Below are 18227 nucleotides of genomic sequence, written 5' to 3'. Positions count from 1 at the left end.
GCAAAGTCCGGTGAATCGCCGTTCAGCTCCGGCCTGTGGCCGGCTCCGCCGATCGGCAAAAAGCCCCATGTTTTGGAGGAGTTACCCATGTCCGATGCCATCAAGGTCGGCTTCGTCCCGTTGTCTGCCGCCGCCCGTGGCATCCTGGTCGTGTTCTGCGACGACGGCCTGAAGCTCGGCCCGGCGACGGCCAAGGCGCTCGGGAGCGCTGCCGATCTTGTGAAGCGGGCGGCCTCCGCCGCCGGCTTCAAAGGCAAAAGCGGGGCTGCCCTGGACATTCTGGCGCCAGAGGGCGTGAAGGCCACCCGTCTGGTGGTGATCGGGGCCGGCAAGCCGGCGAGCCTGAAGACGAGCGATTTCCTCAAATTCGGCGGCGTGGCGGCGAGCAAGCTCACCGCCGGAACCGCCGCCATGACCATCATGGCGGAATTGCCCGGGGGCGCCATGACCAGCGAGCAGGCGGTCGCGATCGCCTCGGGCCTTCGCCTGCGCGCCTACAGGTTCGACCGCTACAAGACCAAGAAGAAGGACGGCGAGGAGGGCGACTCGCGCGCCGACGTCGCGCTTGCGGTCGGCGACGCCACGGCCGCGAGGAAGGCGTTTGCTCCGGCCGGCCACGTCGTCGACGGCGTCGTCCTCGCGCGCGACCTCGTCAACGAGCCGCCGAACGTGCTGTTCCCCGAGGAGTTCGCGCGCCGCGCCGGTCAGCTCCGCAAGCTCGGCGTCAGGATCGAGGTGCTCGACGTCAAGGCGATGCAGAAGCTCGGCATGGGCGCACTGCTCGGCGTCGGCCAGGGTTCGGCGCGGCCGAGCCGCACCGTGATCATGCGCTGGGACGGCGGCAGAAAGGGAGAGGCGCCGGTCGCATTCGTCGGCAAGGGCGTTTGTTTCGACACCGGCGGCATCTCGATCAAGCCGGCCGGCAGCATGGAGGACATGAAGGGCGACATGGGCGGGGCGGCCTGCGTCGTCGGCCTGATGCACGCGCTGGCGGCGCGCAAGGCGCGCGCCAACGTAGTCGGGGCCATCGGCCTCGTCGAGAACATGCCTGACGGCAATGCGCAGCGGCCAGGCGACATCGTCACCTCGATGTCGGGCCAGACCATCGAGATCATCAACACCGACGCCGAAGGCCGCCTCGTGCTCGCAGACGTGCTCTGGTACGTCGCCAAGAAGACCAAGCCGAAATTCATGGTGGATCTGGCGACGCTGACGGGTGCGATCGTGGTCGCGCTCGGCACCGAACACGCCGGCATGTTCTCCAACAACGACGAACTGGCCGAACGCCTGCTCGCGGCCGGCATCGAGAGCGGAGAGAAGGTCTGGCGCCTGCCGCTCGGCCCGGAATACGACAAGCTGATCGATTCCCAGTTCGCCGATATGAAGAACACCGGTGGCCGCCACGGCGGCTCGATCACCGCGGCGCAGTTCCTGCAGCGCTTCGTCGATGGTGTGCCCTGGGCGCATCTCGACATCGCCGGCACCGCCATGGGCGCGCCGAAGACCGACATCAACCAGAGCTGGGGCAGCGGCTATGGCGTGCGCCTGCTCGACCGCCTGGTGGCCGACCATTACGAGCGCAAGTGACCGAATGACCGAAGTGCTGTTCTACCATCTGCAAAACATGACTGTGGAGAACGTGTTGCCGTCGCTTCTCGAGAAATCGCTCGAGCGCGGTTGGCGCGTCGTGGTGCAAGCGACCTCGAAGGAGCGCGCCGACGCACTCGACGCGCATTTGTGGACCTATCGCGACGATTCCTTCCTGCCGCACGCGACGTGGCGGGTGAACGATGCCGCCGATCAGCCGATCGTACTGGCGATCGAGGAGGGCAATCCCAACGGCGCCAATGTCCGCTTCCTGGTCGACAATGCGGCGCTGCCGCAGGACGCGCAGGGCTATGAGCGCATGGTGCTGCTGTTCAATGGCGACGATCCGGATGCGCTCGCGTCCGCCCGCAGCGCCTGGGCGGATTGCAAGGCGCGGGGATTTGATGTCACCTATTGGCAAGCCGACGAGCGGGGCCGCTGGCAGCGTCGAAATTAGCGGCCGTTCGTATTAATGATAATTTGCACTTTTCGGGCGATGATCGCTTCTGTCACCTTCGTGCCGCAAAGTGATGTTGGGACAATCGCTTAGGGCTGGTCCTTCACGCGGGGAATTTAGTTTATCGTGCGACATCAAAAGCTTCCCGGCTCGCTCGCAATTGCGTTGGCTGCTGTAGCACCGCTGGTCGCGGGCTGCTCCGGCGGGACCGATCTGCTGTCGAAGGATGCCGAATGGTTCCAGAGGCCGGGTCGTCTCTTCATCAAGAATATCTCGATCGAGTCGCCGCCGCTGACCCCCAACAAGCCGGTGGGCGCTGAGGATCTCGTCAGCGCCGACGGCGCCTGTCCCGGCATGGCGCCAGCGTCCGGTCCGGCTGACGCCAATGCGTCGACGACGGCACCGGCCCCGGCGGGCGGCGCGGTTGCGCTCGGCCACACCGAATGCGACGTGGTGCGCGGCATCGGTGCACCCTCGACCGTCAATCTCTCCAATGACGCCGCCGGCCGTCGCGTCGCCGTCGTCACCTGGACGACCGGGCCGCGCGCCGGCATCTACACCTTCACGTCCGGTCGCCTGTCTTCGATCGAGGGCAATCCAGAGCCGCAGGTCGTGCCGAAGGCGGCCAAGCCGAAGCCGAAGAAGAAATCGGCCGCGTAGGAACTCGTCCCCCGCGCCAGCGCGATTGGCGCGCGCCTGGCTCTTGCCTGCGATCCATAGATGGGTTGTCTCTGCACGGTGGCGTGGTCGAGCCTCTCGTTGGCGCAAGTACCCGCGCGCAGGCCCGTCGTCGCCGTTCTCGGCAGCGGCAGTGCACGATGGGCCTCACTGACTAACGCGCTCCTGCGGAGAATCGGTGAACTCGGCTTCGTTGACGGGCAGAATCTCTCAGTCGAATACCGCTGGGCTGAAGGTCAGTACGACCGATTTGCCGGCATTTGCTGCCGATCTGGTTGAGCGGCAGCCGGCTGTGCTGGTCGCCTTCACGACACCGGCGGCGCTCGCGGCCAAGAAGGCGACGGCAGCAATTCCGATCGTGTTCACGACGATCGGCGACCCCGTGAATATCGGTCTCGTGCCCAGTCTCAGCCCGGTGGCCGGAAACGTCACAGGCGTGACGTCACTGAACGTGCAGGTGGTCTCGAAGCGGCTGGAGTTGATGCACGAATTGCTGCCGACATCGAAGGACATCGGGTTTCTGGTCAACCCAAGCAATCCGACGACCGACAATCAGCTGCGCGATATGCAGGCTGCGGCGGATGCACTGGGATTGCAGCTCCATGTCCTGCGTGCGAGCACCGTTGGCTCGATGAAGGGGTGCAGTGCGCAAGAAGGAGCTCGGTGAACGCTCCGTTGCCGGCACCGATATCCGCCCAGGCCAATCCGGGGCCAGGTGCCAGCCAGTCCAGGAAAAGGGTCCCGGCCAACCGGCTCCAGGGCGCCATGAAGCGCTCGTAGGCCGCGCCGGCGGTGAACTTGATCGGTTCGGGTGTAGGCATTCAAGTTATCCCTTGATCTCTTGCATATCGCCTGCACCGGAAATCGCTTGCGATGAAAATTCAGCGCTGACGCAAAATCGCGTCCAACCTAACCGCAAACGTGCTGAAGCGACACGGGACATTTCAGCCGCCCATGCTGCTGGCCCGCGCCGATCCGCATGATCGAATTGCGGGACCCGTCTCGCCGTCTCGTCCCATTGCGTGCTCGCCCCGGGCCGTCGCTTCACGGCCCCGCGTCGACTTCATTCGCGCATGATCGACCGCGCTTGATCTGGATCATGGAGCTCAGCCGGCCGGCAGTGCAGGCTAGGACCGCTCCCCGAGAGAAGGGGCTGCCGTCATGGCAAGAATTTTCAGAGGACATTCCAGGGATCATTAATGTGAGCAACCTCGCAAAGATTGAACGCGACCCGAATTACCAGGAGCTCGTGCGCCGGCGCTCGTCGCTGGGCTGGCTGCTGTCGGCGGTCATGCTTGTCATCTATTTCGGCTTCATCCTGCTGGTGGCCTACGCTCCCAAATTTCTGGGAATACCGCTGGGCAGCGGCGTGACGACGATCGGTATTCCGATCGGACTGTCCGTCATCGTGCTCGCCTTTGTGCTGACGGGCATCTACGTCCGTCAGGCCAATTCCAGCTACGACGTGCTCATCCGCAAGATTGTCGAGGAGAACCGCTCGTGAAGAGATTCGCTTTTCTATCGGTATTTCTGCTCGCAAGCTTGCCCACCATAGCGCTTGCCGCCGGCGCCGTCGAAGGCGGGTCGAAGCAGGCGACCAACTGGTCGGCCATCGGCATGTTCGTAGGCTTCGTCGGCCTGACGCTCGTTATCACCTATTGGGCCGCCAAACGGACCGCTTCGGCGGCGGATTTCTACTCGGCCGGCGGCGGCATCACAGGATTCCAGAACGGGCTTGCGATCGCGGGCGACTACATGTCGGCGGCGTCGTTCCTCGGCATATCCGGTCTCGTCTACACCTCGGGCTATGACGGCCTGATCTACTCGGTCGGCTGGCTCGTGGGCTGGCCGATCGTCACCTTCCTGATCGCCGAGCAGTTGCGCAATCTCGGAAAGTTCACCTTTGCCGACGTCACGTCGTTTCGCTTGGGGCAGACCGAGATCCGCATCCTGGCGGCATGCGGCTCGCTGGTGACCGTTGCATTCTACCTGATCGCGCAGATGGTCGGGGCCGGCAAGCTGATCCAGCTTTTGTTCGGTCTCGATTACTGGATCGCAGTCGTCCTGGTCGGCGGCCTGATGATGATCTACGTGACGTTCGGTGGCATGAAAGCGACGACCTGGGTGCAGATCATCAAGGCGGTGCTCTTGCTCTCGGGGGCGACGTTCATGGCCGGCGCCGTCCTCTACAAGTTCGGCTTCAGCCCGGAAGCGCTGTTCACCAGGGCGACCGAGGTGCATCCCAAGAAGCTCGCGATCATGGAGCCCGGTACCCTGATTTCCAATCCGCTCTCGGCCATCTCGCTCGGCCTGGCGCTGATGTTCGGAACGGCGGGCCTGCCGCACATCCTGATGCGCTTCTTCACCGTGAAGGACGCCCAGGCCGCCCGCAAGTCGGTGTTCTACGCCACCGGCTTCATCGGCTATTTCTATATCCTGACCTTCATCATCGGATTTGGCGCGATCACGCTGGTGTCGACCGATGCGATGTTCCTGGATGGGAGCATCCTCGAGAAGACCAAGAGCGGAATCGCGGCAATCAAGGGCGGCTCCAACATGGCGGCGATTCACCTCGCGAACGCCGTCGGCGGCAACCTGTTCCTCGGCTTCATATCGGCCGTCGCCTTCGCCACCATCCTTGCCGTCGTCTCGGGGCTGGCTCTGGCGGGGGCGTCCTCCATCAGCCACGATCTCTACGGCATGGTGATCAAGGGCGGGAACGCGAACGAGCAGGACGAGATCCGCGTGTCGAAGATTGCGACACTGGTGCTCGGCGTGCTCGCGATCTTCCTGGGCATCGTGTTCGAGAACCAGAACGTCGCCTTCATGGTCGGTCTCGCTTTCGCCATCGCGGCCTCCTGCAATTTCCCCGTACTGGTGATGTCGATCTTCTGGAAGGGCCTGACGACGCGCGGAGCGGTGATCGGTGGCTTCCTCGGTCTGGTCAGCGCGGTTGTCGGCGTGGTGCTCTCGCCGGCGGTCTGGGAGGTGACGCTCGGCTTCGCCAAGGGCTCGGCTCCTGTCAAGCTGGACAATCCGGCGCTGTTCTCGATGGCCATCGCCTTCGCGGGGATCTGGCTGGTTTCAATGCTGGATCGCAGCAAGCGCGCCGCGATCGATCGCGACGGCTTTGATGCGCAATATGTCCGCTCCCAGACCGGTATCGGCGCGGCTTCAGCGACGGCTCACTGAACGAGGGTCCAGGGACCACGCTTCGCACCGGCTGGGCCAGTTGGCCTCGCCGGTGCTGATCGTTTGATTGTCGATCGTCGGGTCATGTCGGATGATCCGCGTCGTCGAAAGGTCGAAATGCCCAAGGCGTTCGATATCAGCAACCCGCCGTTCGATCGTCTGACGCCGAACGAGGCCGAGACGTTGCGGGCCGCGCTCGACATCGCCTACTTCAGTCCCGGAGAAGCGATCATCAGGCGGGACGCTCCGGCGGAGGCGCTCTATGTCGTGATCAAGGGCATCGTCGAGGAGCGGAGCGAGGTCGACCTGCTCGCATTGCTTGGGCCCAAGGACACGTTCGACAGTCGTGCGCTCGTTCACGATCATAACGGCCACCAGTTTTTCGCGCGCGACGAGACGCTCTGCTACGTGATCCCCAGGAAGGTCGCGCTCGATCTGATCAAAACCAATCCGCGCTTTGCCGCCTTCTTCTATCGCGAGATCTCCCAGAAGCTGGACGAGTTCGCCAACGATGAGGAGGCACGACGCTATGGCTCGCTGATGCATGCCAAGGTCGGTGAATTGTTCCTGCATCCGCCGGTGTTTCTGGCGGCCAGCGATACGATCGAGGCCGCCGGACACCTGATGCGCGAGATCAACAGCAATGCGCTGTTCGTCCGGGACGGCGAGCGGATCGGCATCGTCACAGGCATGAACCTGTCGAAAGCGGTGGTGCTGGGGCGCCAGTCCATCCAGACGGCGGTGGGCACCCTCGCCAATTACGACCTCGTGTCTCTGCGACGCGACGATTTCGTATCCTCGGCTCTCTTGCTGATGACCAAGCACAACAAGCGGCGGCTGGTGGTGCGCGAGGGCGAGGAGCTCGTCGGCATTCTGGAGGAGATCGACCTGCTGGGCTTTCTGGCAGGAAGCGCCCAGGTCACCGCCGGCCGCATCGATCGCGCCTCAAGCCGGCAGGATCTTGCCATTGCGGCGCGCGAGATCGAGACGCAAACGCGCGTGCTGCGGCGGCAGGGCGTCAAGGTGGAGGTCATTGCGGAGATCGTCTCCGATCTCAACCGCCGCCTGCTGTCACGGCTGTTCGACATGGTCGCGCCGGCGAAGCTGCGCACGGGGAGCTGCCTGATCGTGATGGGAAGCGAGGGGCGGGGAGAGCAGACCGTCCGCACCGACCAGGACAACGGCCTCATTCTGGCCGGGCCGGTGCAAGATGACGTGCTGGAGGCGTTCCGTCACGAATTCTTCGTCGCTCTCGAAAGCTTCGGATTTCCGCCCTGTCCCGGCGACATCATGGTGCGCAATCCGCAATGGTCCCGCCCGCTCTCCGATTATCTTGCAGATCTGCGCCGCTGGATCGTGCTTCCCGACGAGGCCGCGCACATGAATGTGGCCATCATCTACGATGCCCAGGCGATCGCGGGCGATCCGCAACTGCTGGACGATGCCAAGACGGCGCTGATCGATATGACTCGTGGTGAGCAGGCGTTCATGGCCCACTTTGCGCGCGCGGTCGACGCGTTCGAGACGCCGATCGGCCTCTTCAACAATCTGATCATGTCCGAGGGCACGGGGGACGCGCTCGATCTCAAGAAAGGCGGCATCTTCCCGATCGTGCACGGCGTTCGCAGCCTGGCGCTCGGACAGGGACTGCGCGAGACCTCCACCGACAAGCGCATCTCCCGGCTCTGTGATCTCGGCGTGCTGCAGGCGGACTTCGGACGCGACCTGAAACAGGCCTTCCGGTTCTTGCTGATGCTTCGCCTAGACGGGCAGCTGGCCGCCTCAGCCGGTGCATCGGGGACTCTGGTGAGACCGGCGCACCTGTCCAGCATGGAACGCCATCTCTTGCGCGATGCACTGCAGGTGGTGAAGAAGTTTCGCGAGATCGTCGGTCATCATTTCAAGCTCGGCATGTTCTAGAATGCTCCCTCGCGCGATCAAGCGACTGTTGCACCAGGCAACCCTGAGCGACCAATCATATCGCTTCATGTTCGACCGCCCGCCTGACGACGAGTTTGTCGTCATCGATTGCGAGACCACCGGCCTGAATGTGCGAACGGACGACGTCGTCGCCATCGCCGCGATCAAGATCCGCGGCAACCGGATTTTGACCAGCGCGCGTTTCGAAGCCATCATCCATCCCGACCGGGAGCTCGGGGCCGAGGCGATCAGGATTCACCGCTTGCGCCGGTCCGATGTCGAGGCTGCGCCGATCGTCTGGAAGGTGTTGCCGAGCCTTCTGCACTTCATCGGGCCGCGCCCGTTGATCGGCTACTATGTCGATTTCGACGTCGCCATGCTGGACAAGTACATCCTGCCGCTGGTGGGGATCGAACTGCCCAACGAACGCATCGAGGTGTCGCGGTTGTACTATGACCGCAAATACGGCGATGCGCCGCCAAACACCTCGGTGGATCTGTCATTCGCCGCAATCCTCCGCGACCTCAGCATTCCGCCCCTCGGACAGCATGACGCCTTCAACGACGCATTGATGACGGCGATGATGTTCGCGCAGTTGCGCGATCTCGCCCGGCGCGGCGTGCGCATCCCGCGCCAGCGGACCGGCCCGGTGTTCAATCCGATCGGGGCATGACCGGAGCCCGGGGTGACCGGATGATTGCCCAGCAATTACAGACGAAAATGATAAGGTATCATAAAACCGGTACTGTGCATGGGGTTGTTTCCGAGGTTCTGAAACTATCCCGCCGCCTCGTCGAACTGCGTGCTCGCCTCTAGCCATTGCTCTTCCGCCCGCGCCAGCGCGTCGGCGGCATTGGCGCGCGCCTTCGACAGTTGCGCGGCCTGCTTGGGATCGCGCGTGAAAATGTCGGGCAGGGCAAGCGCCGTGTCGATCTTGGCGATGATGTCGCTGACGCGGGCGATCTCGGCTTCGGCTTCCGCGATGCGCTTCTTCAGCGAGCCGCGATTGTCCGATTTCGGGCGCTGCGGTTTTTCGCTCGGAGCACTGCGCTCGCGCGGGGCGGATTCGGCGTTGCGCGTCGACAGAACGAGACGGCGGTACTCGTCGAGGTCGCCCTCGTAATTGGTGACGGTGCGGTCGGCGACGATCCAGAGCCGCTCGGCGCAGGCCTCGATCAAATAGCGATCGTGCGAGACCATGATCACCGCGCCGGGAAATTCATTGATCGCCTCCGCGAGCGCGCCGCGGCTGTCGATGTCGAGATGGTTGGTCGGCTCGTCCAAAATGATCATGTTGGGGCCGAAGAAAGTGGCAAGGCCGAGGAGGAGCCGCGCCTTCTCCCCGCCCGACAATTTGCCGGCCTTGGTGTCGGCTGCCTTGCCCGAAAAGCCGATCGCGCCGGCGCGCGCCCGCACCTTGGCTTCGGGCGCATCGCCCATCAGCTTGCGGACGTGGTCGTAGGCGGAGGCGTCCTCGTTGAGCTCGTCGAGCTGGTGCTGCGCGAAATAGGCGATCGACAGCTTGTCGGCGCGGGTCACCTTGCCCGAGAACGGCGCGAGGCGGCCGGCGAGCAGCTTCACGAGTGTCGACTTGCCGTTGCCGTTGGCACCCAGCAGCGCGATGCGGTCGTCATTGTCGATGCGCAAGGTGACGCGGCTCAGCACCGGGGTCGCCGGATCGTAGCCGACCGAGGCGTTGTCGACGGCGATGATCGGCGGCGACAGGATCTTTTCGGGCGCGGGAAAGCTGATCTCGCGCACGTCCTCGGTGACCAGTGCCGTGATCGGCTTCAGCCGTTCCAGCATCTTCACGCGTGATTGCGCCTGGCGGGCCTTCGAGGCCTTGGCCTTGAAGCGGTCGACGAAGGCCTGCAGGCGCGCGCGCTCGGCCTCCTGGCGCTTGACCGCCTTGGCATCGAGCAGCTCGCGCGCGGCGCGCTGCTCCTCGAAGGAGGAGTAGCTGCCCTTGTAGAGCGTGAGCGTGCCCCGTTCCAGGTGCAGGATCTGGTCGACCGAGCTTTCCAGCAGGTCGCGGTCGTGGCTGATCACGATCACCGTGCGCGGATAATGCGCAAGGTGATCCTCCAGCCACAGCGTGCCTTCGAGGTCGAGATAGTTGGTGGGCTCGTCGAGCAGCAAGAGGTCGGGGGCGGCAAACAGCGTCGCGGCGAGCGCGACACGCATGCGCCAGCCGCCGGAGAATTCGGCACAGGGACGGAGCTGGTCGGCTGCGGAGAAGCCGAGCCCGGAGAGGATTGCGGCCGCACGCGCGGGCGCCGAATGCGCTTCGATGTCGACGAGCCGGGTCTGGATCTCCGCGATGCGGTGCGGATCGGTCGCGCTCTCGGCTTCGTGCAGCAGTGCGTCGCGTTCGAGGTCGGCCTTCAGGACGACCGTGATCAGGCTTTCGGGGCCATTCGGGGCCTCCTGCGCCAGGCTGCCGACGCGCCAGCGCGGCGGCAGGGTCACCGTGCCGTGCTCGGCCGCCAACTCGCCGCGGATCACCCTGAAAAGGGTCGACTTGCCGGTGCCATTGCGCCCGACCAGCCCGACGCGCGATCCGGGCGTGATCTGCACGGAACTCTGGTCAATCAAAAGGCGTCCGGCGAGGCGGATGGAAAGGTCGGTGATTGAGAGCATGCGGCCTTGTCACCGCAAGGCGCGTCGAACGCAACTCGTTTTTCAGTCAGATCGTTGTTTGAGCATGATCCGCACAAAGACGTTCCGCGTTTGTCGCGCGGCGCCCGAAAACGGCTTCGCACTTTTCCGGATCATGCTCAGTGTGCCTCGCGCTCGCGCCGCTTCAGCTCGTTCAGGAGCTGCTCGAGATGGGTCGGCAAGCGGGGGTCGGGCCGCAGGCTCTGCTCGAGCCGTTCGCCCACCGCATCGCAGATCGCGCGGCTGGTGCGCCGGTCCATCTGTTCGCTGTCATTGGCGCGAAGGCCGGACATGATCGGTTCCATGTTGCAGAGTAAAGACACGGTACCAAGTCATTGGCCCCCCAAATGGTTTCGCCGTTCTCGGGGGATGTCCAACGTTCTAGCAAAAATTGTATGTCCTCGTCCTGGCTGCCCAAAATGAGGCCCCGGCGGGGGGGATCGCCGGGGCCTCTCCAGAGGGGTACCTGGGGGGCATAGGTACCTTTGGAAGGTGCTTTAAGAAGGTGCTGTCGGGCTCAGTAGCAGCGGTTGATCAGCCGCCAGCGGGGTCCCCAGGGGGTCGGGACCAGCCGGCGCACGTAGCAGCCGCCATAACCGTAGGAGACGGGGGCATAGGCATAGAAGCGCGGGCCACCCCAGCCGTAGCCGTGGTGCCAGCCGCCTCCGTGCCAGCCCCAGCCGCCGCCATGCCAATGTGCGGAGGCCGAGGTCGGTGCCAGCGCGGCACCCAGCGCGACCGCGGCAACGGCGGCAAGCGAAAGTTTCCTCAACATGGTGATCTCCTCAAAACTGCCGGCGCGGGGCTATCGCGTCGATGGAAAGGCCGCCGAAACGTTCCGCCCTTGATCAAGCTTCGGTTTCGATAAGCCCGACCCTACGCCAGCGAGGCTGAACCAAACCCTGAATGGTGGCTTCAGATTCGGTTCATCTGGGTGAAATCTCGGTAATCCACCCAAAATCCGATTGGGCTGCCCTGCGGCGAAGCGCCCGTGTGGGGTGTCTGGCGGTCGCTTGCCGTCCGGCAAAGGCGCCGATATAAGCCCCCGCAACTCCGAACCACCGCTTTCTTCCCAAGGACAAGATAATGGCCATCGAACGCACTTTCTCGATCATCAAGCCCGACGCGACCGAGCGTAACCTGACCGGCGCGGTCAATGCCGTGATCGAGAAGGCGGGCCTGCGCATCGTCGCGCAGAAGCGCATCCGCATGACCAAGGAACAGGCCGAGACCTTCTATGCAGTCCACAAGGCCCGTCCGTTCTTCGGCGAGCTCGTCGAGTTCATGACTTCGGGCCCGGTCGTGGTGCAGGTGCTCGAGGGCGAGGGCGCGATCGCCAAGTATCGCGAAGTGATGGGCGCGACCGATCCGGCAAAGGCCGCCGAAGGCACCGTCCGCAAGCTTTACGCAAAGTCGATCGGCGAGAATTCGGTGCACGGTTCTGACGCGCCGGAGACCGCCGCGATCGAGATCGCGCAGTTCTTCTCGGGCAACGAGATCGTCGGCTGATTCGTCAGCCGAAACACTTAAGTTGACGGGGGATAAGGACTCATTGTGAACTGGCTCTGGCAGATCTTCGATCCCGCTGCGATCGGGGCATTCTTCACCCAGTTCCGCAATGAGATGGCCGAGCCGACGTTCTGGATTGCGGTCGGCAAGATCATCTGGATCAACATCCTGCTCTCCGGCGACAACGCGCTGGTGATCGCACTTGCCTGCCGCGGCCTCAAGCCGCGGCACCGGCTCTGGGGCATGATCCTGGGCGCCGGCGCGGCCGTGCTGCTGCGGATCATCTTCACCGGCATCGTCGCGAGCCTGATGGAGCTCCCGTACCTCAAGCTCGTCGGCGGTCTCGCGCTGATCGTGATTGCGGCCAAGCTGCTGGTGCCGGAAAACGAGGATGAGGACGACGTCGAGTCCGCCTCGCATCTGTGGCAGGCGGTGCAGATCGTCGTCGTCGCCGACATCGTTATGAGTCTCGACAACGTCATTGCGGTCGCCGCCGCCGCCAATGGCAGCGTGCCGCTGCTGATCCTCGGCCTTGCCATCAGCGTGCCCCTGATCGTCGCCGGTGCGGCCTTGATCATGGCGCTGCTCGCCAAGCTGCCGGTGCTGGTGTGGGCCGGTGCTGCGCTGCTCGGCTGGATCGCTGGCGAGGTGATCGCGACCGACCCCGGCGTGGCGCCGAGGCTGCACACGCTGTTCGACGGCCCGCTTGGTGCCTCGCTGGACAAGATCCTCGCCGGCTTGCGCATCCCGCTGCAATTCGGCCATGGCGGGTCGGGCGGCGAATATCTCTGTGCGGCGCTCGGTGTCGTCGTCGTGCTGGTCGTCGGCACGATCTGGCGACGGCGTAGCCTGAGTGCGGCCGCGCTGGAATCCTCCGAGCGGCACGCCAAGGCGTCGGCGAAGTAGTTCTTTAGCGCCGGACGATGGAGCCGGCGCGTCCGACAAGGCGAGCGAGCTGCTTGAAGCGGCTGCCGACGCGGTCGGCGACGAGATCCACGAGCCGGTGCTCGAACACCAGCATCAATTTGCGGCCCTGGGTACGGAAATGCGTGGCGGTCAAGACGCCCGGCCGCGCCGCCGAGATCAGATGCGCGACGCGGAACGCCGCGCCGAGCAGGCGGGCGCGCTCGAGCTGCGCCGGCGTCAGCAGCTCCTGCATGGTGACCGGCGGCTGGTTCTCCTCACTGAGACCCGCATAGCGATAGAACACCGACAGGCCGACGAAGGCGCGCTCGGTGTGGGTGATCGCACCGAAATTGCCGTTGACGACGAGGCTGAGCGTCTGCTCGCCCCGGTGATCGGGGTGCACGCGCCAGCCGATGTCGGAGAGCAGGCAGGCGGTGTGGCGCAGGCGGCGATCCTCCTCGGTCTCGCGCAGCTTCACCACGCGCACGAGGCGATCGGTCCAGGCGATCAGCTCGCGGGCGTGCCTGGCCGAGCGCGACAGCAGCTCATTGAGCTCCTCCGCCGCGCAGATCAGTCCGTCCTTGTTGCGCTCGGCCTCCGGCAGCTTCTCGTGCAAGAGGCCCTCGCGCACGCCGAAGGTCGAGAACACGATCGTCTTGGGCTTCGCCACGCGGATGATGTGCTCGAGCACCAAGGCCGCATAGGTGAGGAGCGGGCGGCGTGCGTCAGCGACGATCTCGATGTCGGCGAGCATGTCGGCGGCCGCCAGACGCCGCAGCCTGCGAGAAAAGTCGAGCGCCTCGGCTGCGGAAATCGAATAGCCGTGCATCACCTGGAGCGGATAGCCGCTCTGGATGATGTGGATGCGCGCGAGCGCGCGCCAGGTGCCGCCGACGGCGTAGAAGGCGCGGCCGCGGCCGGCAGTGAGCAGCTGCACCTCGTCGAGCTCCTCGCGCACGATACGGTCGGCGCGCTTGAGCGATTTGTGGGCGAGGTCCTGCAGCGCGAGGCCGCCGAGCGGCAGCGTGACGCCGCTGCGCACGCTGTTCCTGCGCACGTCGATCAGCTCGAGCGAGCCGCCGCCGAGGTCGCCGACGATGCCGTCGGGATGGTGGATCCCGGAGATTACGCCAAGCGCCGACAGCCGCGCCTCGCGCGGACCCGACAGGATCTCGATCTTGACGGCGCAGATGCGCTCGGCCTTCGCGATGAAGTCGGGGCCGTTGGAGGCGTCGCGGCAGGCGGCAGTGGCGATCGCGAACACCCGACCGACCTGCATCACGCGGCACAGCGCGCGGAAGCGCTTGAGCGAGGTCAGCGCCTTGTCGACGGCATCGGGCGCGAGCAGGCCCGTGCTCTGCACCTCGCGCCCGAGGCCGCACAGCGTCTTTTCGTTGAAGATCGGAATGAGGCTCCGCGCCAGCGCCTCGTAAACGACGAGACGTACCGAGTTGGAACCGATGTCGATGACCGCGACAGTGCCGCCGCGCTTGCGCGGCCGCGTCACGTCAGGGATCCCGGATCAGGAGTGATGACGTTCATTCCGGCGCGTGAGACGGCGCGGCGAGGATTCCTTGAGCGACTTTCCACGGCCAGACAGACTCGGATTTGTCATGAAGTAGTTGTGGACGTTGAAAGGCTCCTCGCCCTTCGCCGCCTTCATACGCGTTGAGGAACCGTCCGGCAACAACTGCCAGCTCTGCTCATTGTCCTTCAGATTCGCGACCATGATCTGTTCGAGAACCTGCTGATGCACCGTGGGATTTTGCAGCGGACACAGCACCTCGACGCGGCGGTCGAGGTTGCGCGGCATCATGTCGGCCGAGGAGATATACACAGCCGCTTTCGCGCTCGGCAGGCCCTGACCCATGCCGAAGCAGTAGATTCGGCCGTGTTCCAGGAAGCGTCCGATGATCGACTTGACGCGGATGTTCTCCGACAGGCCGGGAATGCCGGGCCTGAGGCAGCAGATGCCGCGCACCACCAGCTCGACCTGCACGCCGGCCTGCGAGGCCTCGTAGAGCGCGTCGATGATGTCGGGATCGACCAGCGCATTCATCTTCATCCAGACCGCGCCGGGACGGCCGTGCCGCGCATGCGCGGTCTCGCCCTGGATGTGCTCGATGATGCGCTTGCGCAGCGTCAGCGGTGATACCGCCATTTTTTCCAGATCGCTCGGCGCGGCATAGCCCGTGATGAAGTTGAACACGCGCGCCGCATCGCGGCCGATGGTCGGATCCGAGGTGAAGTAGGAGAGATCGGTATAGATACGCGCGGTGACCGGGTGGTAGTTGCCGGTGCCGGTGTGAACGTACGTCGTGAGGCTGCCGCTTTCACGGCGGACCACCATCGAGAGCTTTGCGTGCGTCTTCAATTCGAGGAAGCCGTAGACGACCTGCACGCCGGCGCGCTCCAGGTCGCGCGCCCAGCGGATGTTGGCCTCCTCGTCGAAGCGCGCCTTCAGCTCGATCAGCGCGGTGACGGACTTGCCGGCTTCGGCAGCCTCCGCCAGCGCGCGCACGATCGGCGAGTTGTTGGAGGTGCGGTAGAGCGTCTGCTTGATCGCGACGACGTCGGGGTCGCGCGCGGCCTGCTGCAGGAACTGGACGACGACATCGAAGGATTCATAGGGATGGTGGACGATCAGGTCCTTCTGCCGGATCGCGGCAAAGATGTCGCCCCCATGCTCGCGAACGCGCTCGGGATGGCGGGGCACGTAAGGGGTGAATTCGAGGTCGGGCCGATCTAGGCGGGTGAGCTGCGAGAGCTCGTTCATCGCCTGCACGCCGTCGACCAGGAACACCTCGTCGTCGGCGGCCGAGAGCGCATGCTGCACGAAGTTGCGCAACTCTTCAGGCATCTTGGCGTCGATCTCGAGCCGGATCACCGATCCGCGGCGGCGGCGCTTCAGCGCGGTCTCGAACAGGCGGACGAGGTCTTCGGCCTCTTCCTCGATTTCGAGCTCGGAGTCGCGGATGATGCGGAAGGCGCCCTGGCCGCGCAAATTGTAGCCGGGGAACAGGCGGTTGATGAACAGGGCGGTTGCCTGTTCCAGCGAAATCAGCCTGACGGCCTTGCCCTCGGAGGGCAAGCGGATGAAGCGGTCGATCTTGCCGGGCATGCGGATCAGCGCGTTCATCTGCTTGCCGTCGGCAGCGCGGGTGAGCTGGAGCGCGATGGTGAAGCCGAGGCTCGGAATGAACGGGAAGGGGTGGGCCGGGTCGATCGCCAGCGGCGTCAGCAGCGGGAAGACGTTGTTGAGGAAGTAGTCCTCCACCCAGGTCCGTTCCGGCTTGGTGACGTCCTTGCCGTCCACCAGGACGATGCCGACGTGGGCCAGCGTGCCGCGCAGGTCGCGCCAGATCGCCTGCTGGTCCGAGGCGAGCTGGGACACGGTGCGGTTGATCAGCGCGAGCTGCTCGGCCGGCGTCAGGCCGTCGGGGCTCCGCTCGGCGATGCCCTCGCGCACCTGTGCCTTGATGCCGGCGACGCGGACCATGAAGAATTCGTCGAGGTTGTTTGCCGAAATCGACAGGAATCGCACCCGTTCCAGCATCGGATGGCTCGGATTGACCGATTCCTCCAGGACGCGGCGGTTGAAATGCAGCCAGGACAGTTCGCGGTTAATGAACCGTTCGGGGCTCGATGCGATCGCCGGGAGGCCCTCGGTCTCCGCGGCTTTTTCTTTGATTTCAACGGCTTGCGCAGAGTCCATGAGAGGTCGATCCATCCAGTTCACCCCAATTTGCGACTTATGCGCAAAACCGGCGGGAGCATGTGTTAGAGCGATGACGTTTCGATGACATTGATGTTCCGCCGCTCCGCGCCGTCAAGCAGTGTGAGGACCGGGCGAGGGTCAGGCGTCCCGCAGCAGCTCGGCGGCCAGGGCCCGGGTGACGGGCCGGCCGAGGCGCAGGGCCTCGCTGTCGAGCAATTCCACGGCCTGCCGGGCCGCCGCCGAGGACCGCTCCAGCCGGGTGGCGAGGTAGCCGACCACGCTCTCGTCCACAATGAGCTGGCGATCGGCGCAGAATTTGACGATGAGGCCGCGGAACAGCTGGTCGTCGGGCGTCAGCAGCGTGACCACAGGCACGGCGCGCAGCCGCGAGCGCAGGTCGCGGAGCTCGATATCGAGCGAGGCCGGTGCGTCACGTCCGGTGAAGAGGACGAAGGCGCCGTCCTCGCGGGCGAGATTCATCAGGTGGAAGAGGGCGCGTTCGTCAAAATTTTTCGCCCTGAGATCCTCGACCACCAGGGCACCGGTGGCGAGCGCGGCCGGAACGCCCGCAGCGGTGAGAGCATTGGCGGTGGTCGACCGAGCGCCGGCCTCCTCGGCCCAGATCGCGGCGAGATGGCTCTTGCCGCTGCCTTCGGGCCCGGCCAGCCACATGATGCGGTTCGGCCATTCCGGCCAGCCGTCGATCAAGCCGAGGCCGGCGGCGTTGGCAGGGCCTTCGAGGAAATTGTCCCGGCTGAGGCTCTCCGCATGCGGAAGCGAGAATGCCAATTGTCGGGGGTGAACGCGGCCTGCCACGCTAGCTTTGCTCCGTGCCGGCGCGCCGGCTTGGTTTGACGAGATTCGACTTGATCGAGCGGGAGTTGGCCTTTTGCGGGGCCGCGTCCCATCTCATTTGGCCTCGATCGTGCTCATGTGCCGCAGCCACTCGACGAGGTAGAGCGACACGGAGGAGAGCGTGAAGACCGTGACGAGGCCCATCATGATCATATCATAGGGCTCAGGCCTGAAGCCGAAGGCAAGAGACGCCAGCACCAGGGCGGCGTAGGCGACCTGGGCGGCTGTGTTTAGCTTGGATACTTTCGATGGCTTCATCTCGACCGGCTTGTCGAACAGCCAGGACACGATCACGGCTGCGACGATCATGATATCGCGCGACACAACAAGGATCACGACCCAGCGCGGGATGTCGCCCCAGATGCCGAGCGCCAGGTAGATCGACACGAGCAGCGCCTTGTCTGCGAGCGGATCCAGCAGGGCACCGAGCTCGCTCGCCATATTGAAGCGCTTGGCCAGGAAGCCGTCGACGGCGTCGCTGATGCCCGCAATCAGGAAGACGGCAAACGCCACCTCCATTTGGCTGGACACGATGGCCCAGACGATGATTGGGACCAGCATGATGCGGCCCAGGGTAATGATGTTCGGAATACTCACACTCGCGTTTTTGTACCTCGTTGTATTGACTAGATATTTCCAGCTTCCGTTTATTTTCACTTGCATTTTTCCGGTCTGTATCGCGCTTTGTAGCTTACGCCGGTTCGGGAACCGCGCCCAATTTGGGCATTTTGCGCCCAAAAGCGCGCC

At 64.6% G+C, this 18227-nt stretch carries 17 protein-coding genes; 10 read left to right on the top strand and 7 right to left on the bottom strand.

Annotation, left to right across the window (positions count from 1 at the left end):
- Positions 1-87: 87 nt before the first annotated feature.
- The 8 genes from ACRQ5Q_RS24675 to ACRQ5Q_RS24640 all read left to right on the top strand — a co-directional run bounded on the left by ACRQ5Q_RS24675 (position 88) and on the right by ACRQ5Q_RS24640 (position 8507).
- On the top strand, positions 88-1587 hold the full coding sequence (locus ACRQ5Q_RS24675; RefSeq protein WP_439392612.1) for a leucyl aminopeptidase: 1500 nt from the start codon (positions 88-90) through the stop codon (positions 1585-1587).
- A 4-nt stretch (positions 1588-1591) separates the two neighbouring features.
- Complete coding sequence (locus ACRQ5Q_RS24670) at positions 1592-2044, top strand: DNA polymerase III subunit chi (protein ID WP_439392611.1); 453 nt, start codon at positions 1592-1594, stop codon at positions 2042-2044.
- Between the two features lie 165 nt (positions 2045-2209).
- Positions 2210-2704, top strand: a complete 495-nt coding sequence (locus tag ACRQ5Q_RS24665) for a hypothetical protein (RefSeq protein ID WP_439375585.1) — start codon at positions 2210-2212, stop codon at positions 2702-2704.
- A 196-nt stretch (positions 2705-2900) separates the two neighbouring features.
- A complete protein-coding gene (locus tag ACRQ5Q_RS24660) occupies positions 2901-3389 on the top strand; it encodes an ABC transporter substrate binding protein (RefSeq protein WP_439392610.1) in 489 nt (162 codons plus the stop codon).
- A gap of 534 nt (positions 3390-3923) precedes the next feature.
- The gene (locus ACRQ5Q_RS24655) at positions 3924-4226 is read left to right on the top strand and encodes a DUF485 domain-containing protein (RefSeq protein ID WP_220003512.1); all 303 of its coding nucleotides are present in this window, start codon (positions 3924-3926) and stop codon (positions 4224-4226) included.
- Positions 4223-5914 (top strand): cation acetate symporter, encoded by a 1692-nt coding sequence (locus tag ACRQ5Q_RS24650; RefSeq protein ID WP_439375114.1) that lies wholly within the window; start codon positions 4223-4225, stop codon positions 5912-5914. The genes ACRQ5Q_RS24655 and ACRQ5Q_RS24650 overlap by 4 nt, the downstream gene beginning before the upstream one ends.
- A gap of 117 nt (positions 5915-6031) precedes the next feature.
- Positions 6032-7834, top strand: a complete 1803-nt coding sequence (locus ACRQ5Q_RS24645) for a putative nucleotidyltransferase substrate binding domain-containing protein (RefSeq protein ID WP_439392609.1) — start codon at positions 6032-6034, stop codon at positions 7832-7834.
- A 1-nt stretch (position 7835) separates the two neighbouring features.
- Positions 7836-8507 carry a 3'-5' exonuclease gene (locus tag ACRQ5Q_RS24640; RefSeq protein ID WP_439392608.1) on the top strand — a complete coding sequence of 224 codons (672 nt, stop codon included), beginning with the start codon at positions 7836-7838 and terminating at the stop codon, positions 8505-8507.
- A 104-nt stretch (positions 8508-8611) separates the two neighbouring features.
- Here ACRQ5Q_RS24640 and ACRQ5Q_RS24635 read toward each other — a convergent pair whose 3' ends face one another.
- From ACRQ5Q_RS24635 to ACRQ5Q_RS24625, 3 genes are all read right to left on the bottom strand, one after another.
- Complete coding sequence (locus ACRQ5Q_RS24635; protein ID WP_439392607.1) at positions 8612-10474, bottom strand: ABC-F family ATP-binding cassette domain-containing protein; 1863 nt, start codon at positions 10472-10474, stop codon at positions 8612-8614.
- A gap of 137 nt (positions 10475-10611) precedes the next feature.
- Complete coding sequence (locus ACRQ5Q_RS24630) at positions 10612-10785, bottom strand: hypothetical protein (protein WP_439392606.1); 174 nt, start codon at positions 10783-10785, stop codon at positions 10612-10614.
- Positions 10786-11009: 224 nt separating this feature from the next.
- Positions 11010-11267 carry a sulfur globule protein precursor gene (locus ACRQ5Q_RS24625; RefSeq protein ID WP_439375117.1) on the bottom strand — a complete coding sequence of 86 codons (258 nt, stop codon included), beginning with the start codon at positions 11265-11267 and terminating at the stop codon, positions 11010-11012.
- Positions 11268-11578: 311 nt separating this feature from the next.
- Between ACRQ5Q_RS24625 and ndk the strand changes: the two genes are divergently transcribed.
- Positions 11579-12001 carry a nucleoside-diphosphate kinase gene (gene ndk / locus ACRQ5Q_RS24620; RefSeq protein ID WP_439375118.1) on the top strand — a complete coding sequence of 141 codons (423 nt, stop codon included), beginning with the start codon at positions 11579-11581 and terminating at the stop codon, positions 11999-12001.
- A 45-nt stretch (positions 12002-12046) separates the two neighbouring features.
- Positions 12047-12907, top strand: coding sequence for a TerC family protein (locus ACRQ5Q_RS24615; RefSeq protein ID WP_439392605.1), 861 nt, complete (start codon positions 12047-12049; stop codon positions 12905-12907).
- Positions 12908-12911: 4 nt separating this feature from the next.
- Here ACRQ5Q_RS24615 and ppx read toward each other — a convergent pair whose 3' ends face one another.
- From ppx to ACRQ5Q_RS24595, 4 genes are all read right to left on the bottom strand, one after another.
- On the bottom strand, positions 12912-14414 hold the full coding sequence (ppx, locus tag ACRQ5Q_RS24610) for an exopolyphosphatase (RefSeq protein ID WP_439375120.1): 1503 nt from the start codon (positions 14412-14414) through the stop codon (positions 12912-12914).
- Between the two features lie 15 nt (positions 14415-14429).
- Positions 14430-16622: an RNA degradosome polyphosphate kinase gene (locus ACRQ5Q_RS24605; RefSeq protein ID WP_439392604.1), complete on the bottom strand. Its 2193-nt coding sequence runs from the start codon at positions 16620-16622 to the stop codon at positions 14430-14432.
- Positions 16623-16763: 141 nt separating this feature from the next.
- A complete protein-coding gene (locus ACRQ5Q_RS24600) occupies positions 16764-17441 on the bottom strand; it encodes a chromosomal replication initiator DnaA (RefSeq protein ID WP_439392603.1) in 678 nt (225 codons plus the stop codon).
- Between the two features lie 93 nt (positions 17442-17534).
- Positions 17535-18077 carry a CDP-alcohol phosphatidyltransferase family protein gene (locus ACRQ5Q_RS24595; protein WP_439375123.1) on the bottom strand — a complete coding sequence of 181 codons (543 nt, stop codon included), beginning with the start codon at positions 18075-18077 and terminating at the stop codon, positions 17535-17537.
- Positions 18078-18227 lie beyond the last annotated feature (150 nt).

Origin of the sequence: Bradyrhizobium sp. PMVTL-01 (genome assembly GCF_051861855.1) — a bacterium.
Taxonomy (GTDB): Bacteria; Pseudomonadota; Alphaproteobacteria; order Rhizobiales; family Xanthobacteraceae; genus Bradyrhizobium.
The sequence above is the reverse complement of the archived record's forward strand: the minus strand, read 5'-3'. Positions and strand labels throughout refer to the sequence as shown.

Bases quoted from the DNA above. Each gene is read 5' to 3' on its own strand.
- ACRQ5Q_RS24625 (WP_439375117.1), bottom strand. From the start codon at position 11,267: ATGTTGAGGAAACTTTCGCTTGCCGCCGTTGCCGCGGTCGCGCTGGGT.
- ACRQ5Q_RS24630 (WP_439392606.1), bottom strand. From the start codon at position 10,785: ATGTCCGGCCTTCGCGCCAATGACAGCGAACAGATGGACCGGCGCACC.
- ACRQ5Q_RS24645 (WP_439392609.1), top strand. From the start codon at position 6,032: ATGCCCAAGGCGTTCGATATCAGCAACCCGCCGTTCGATCGTCTGACG.
- ACRQ5Q_RS24640 (WP_439392608.1), top strand. From the start codon at position 7,836: ATGCTCCCTCGCGCGATCAAGCGACTGTTGCACCAGGCAACCCTGAGC.
- ACRQ5Q_RS24635 (WP_439392607.1), bottom strand. From the start codon at position 10,474: ATGCTCTCAATCACCGACCTTTCCATCCGCCTCGCCGGACGCCTTTTG.
- ACRQ5Q_RS24605 (WP_439392604.1), bottom strand. From the start codon at position 16,622: ATGGACTCTGCGCAAGCCGTTGAAATCAAAGAAAAAGCCGCGGAGACC.
- ndk (WP_439375118.1), top strand. From the start codon at position 11,579: ATGGCCATCGAACGCACTTTCTCGATCATCAAGCCCGACGCGACCGAG.
- ACRQ5Q_RS24675 (WP_439392612.1), top strand. From the start codon at position 88: ATGTCCGATGCCATCAAGGTCGGCTTCGTCCCGTTGTCTGCCGCCGCC.
- ACRQ5Q_RS24670 (WP_439392611.1), top strand. From the start codon at position 1,592: ATGACCGAAGTGCTGTTCTACCATCTGCAAAACATGACTGTGGAGAAC.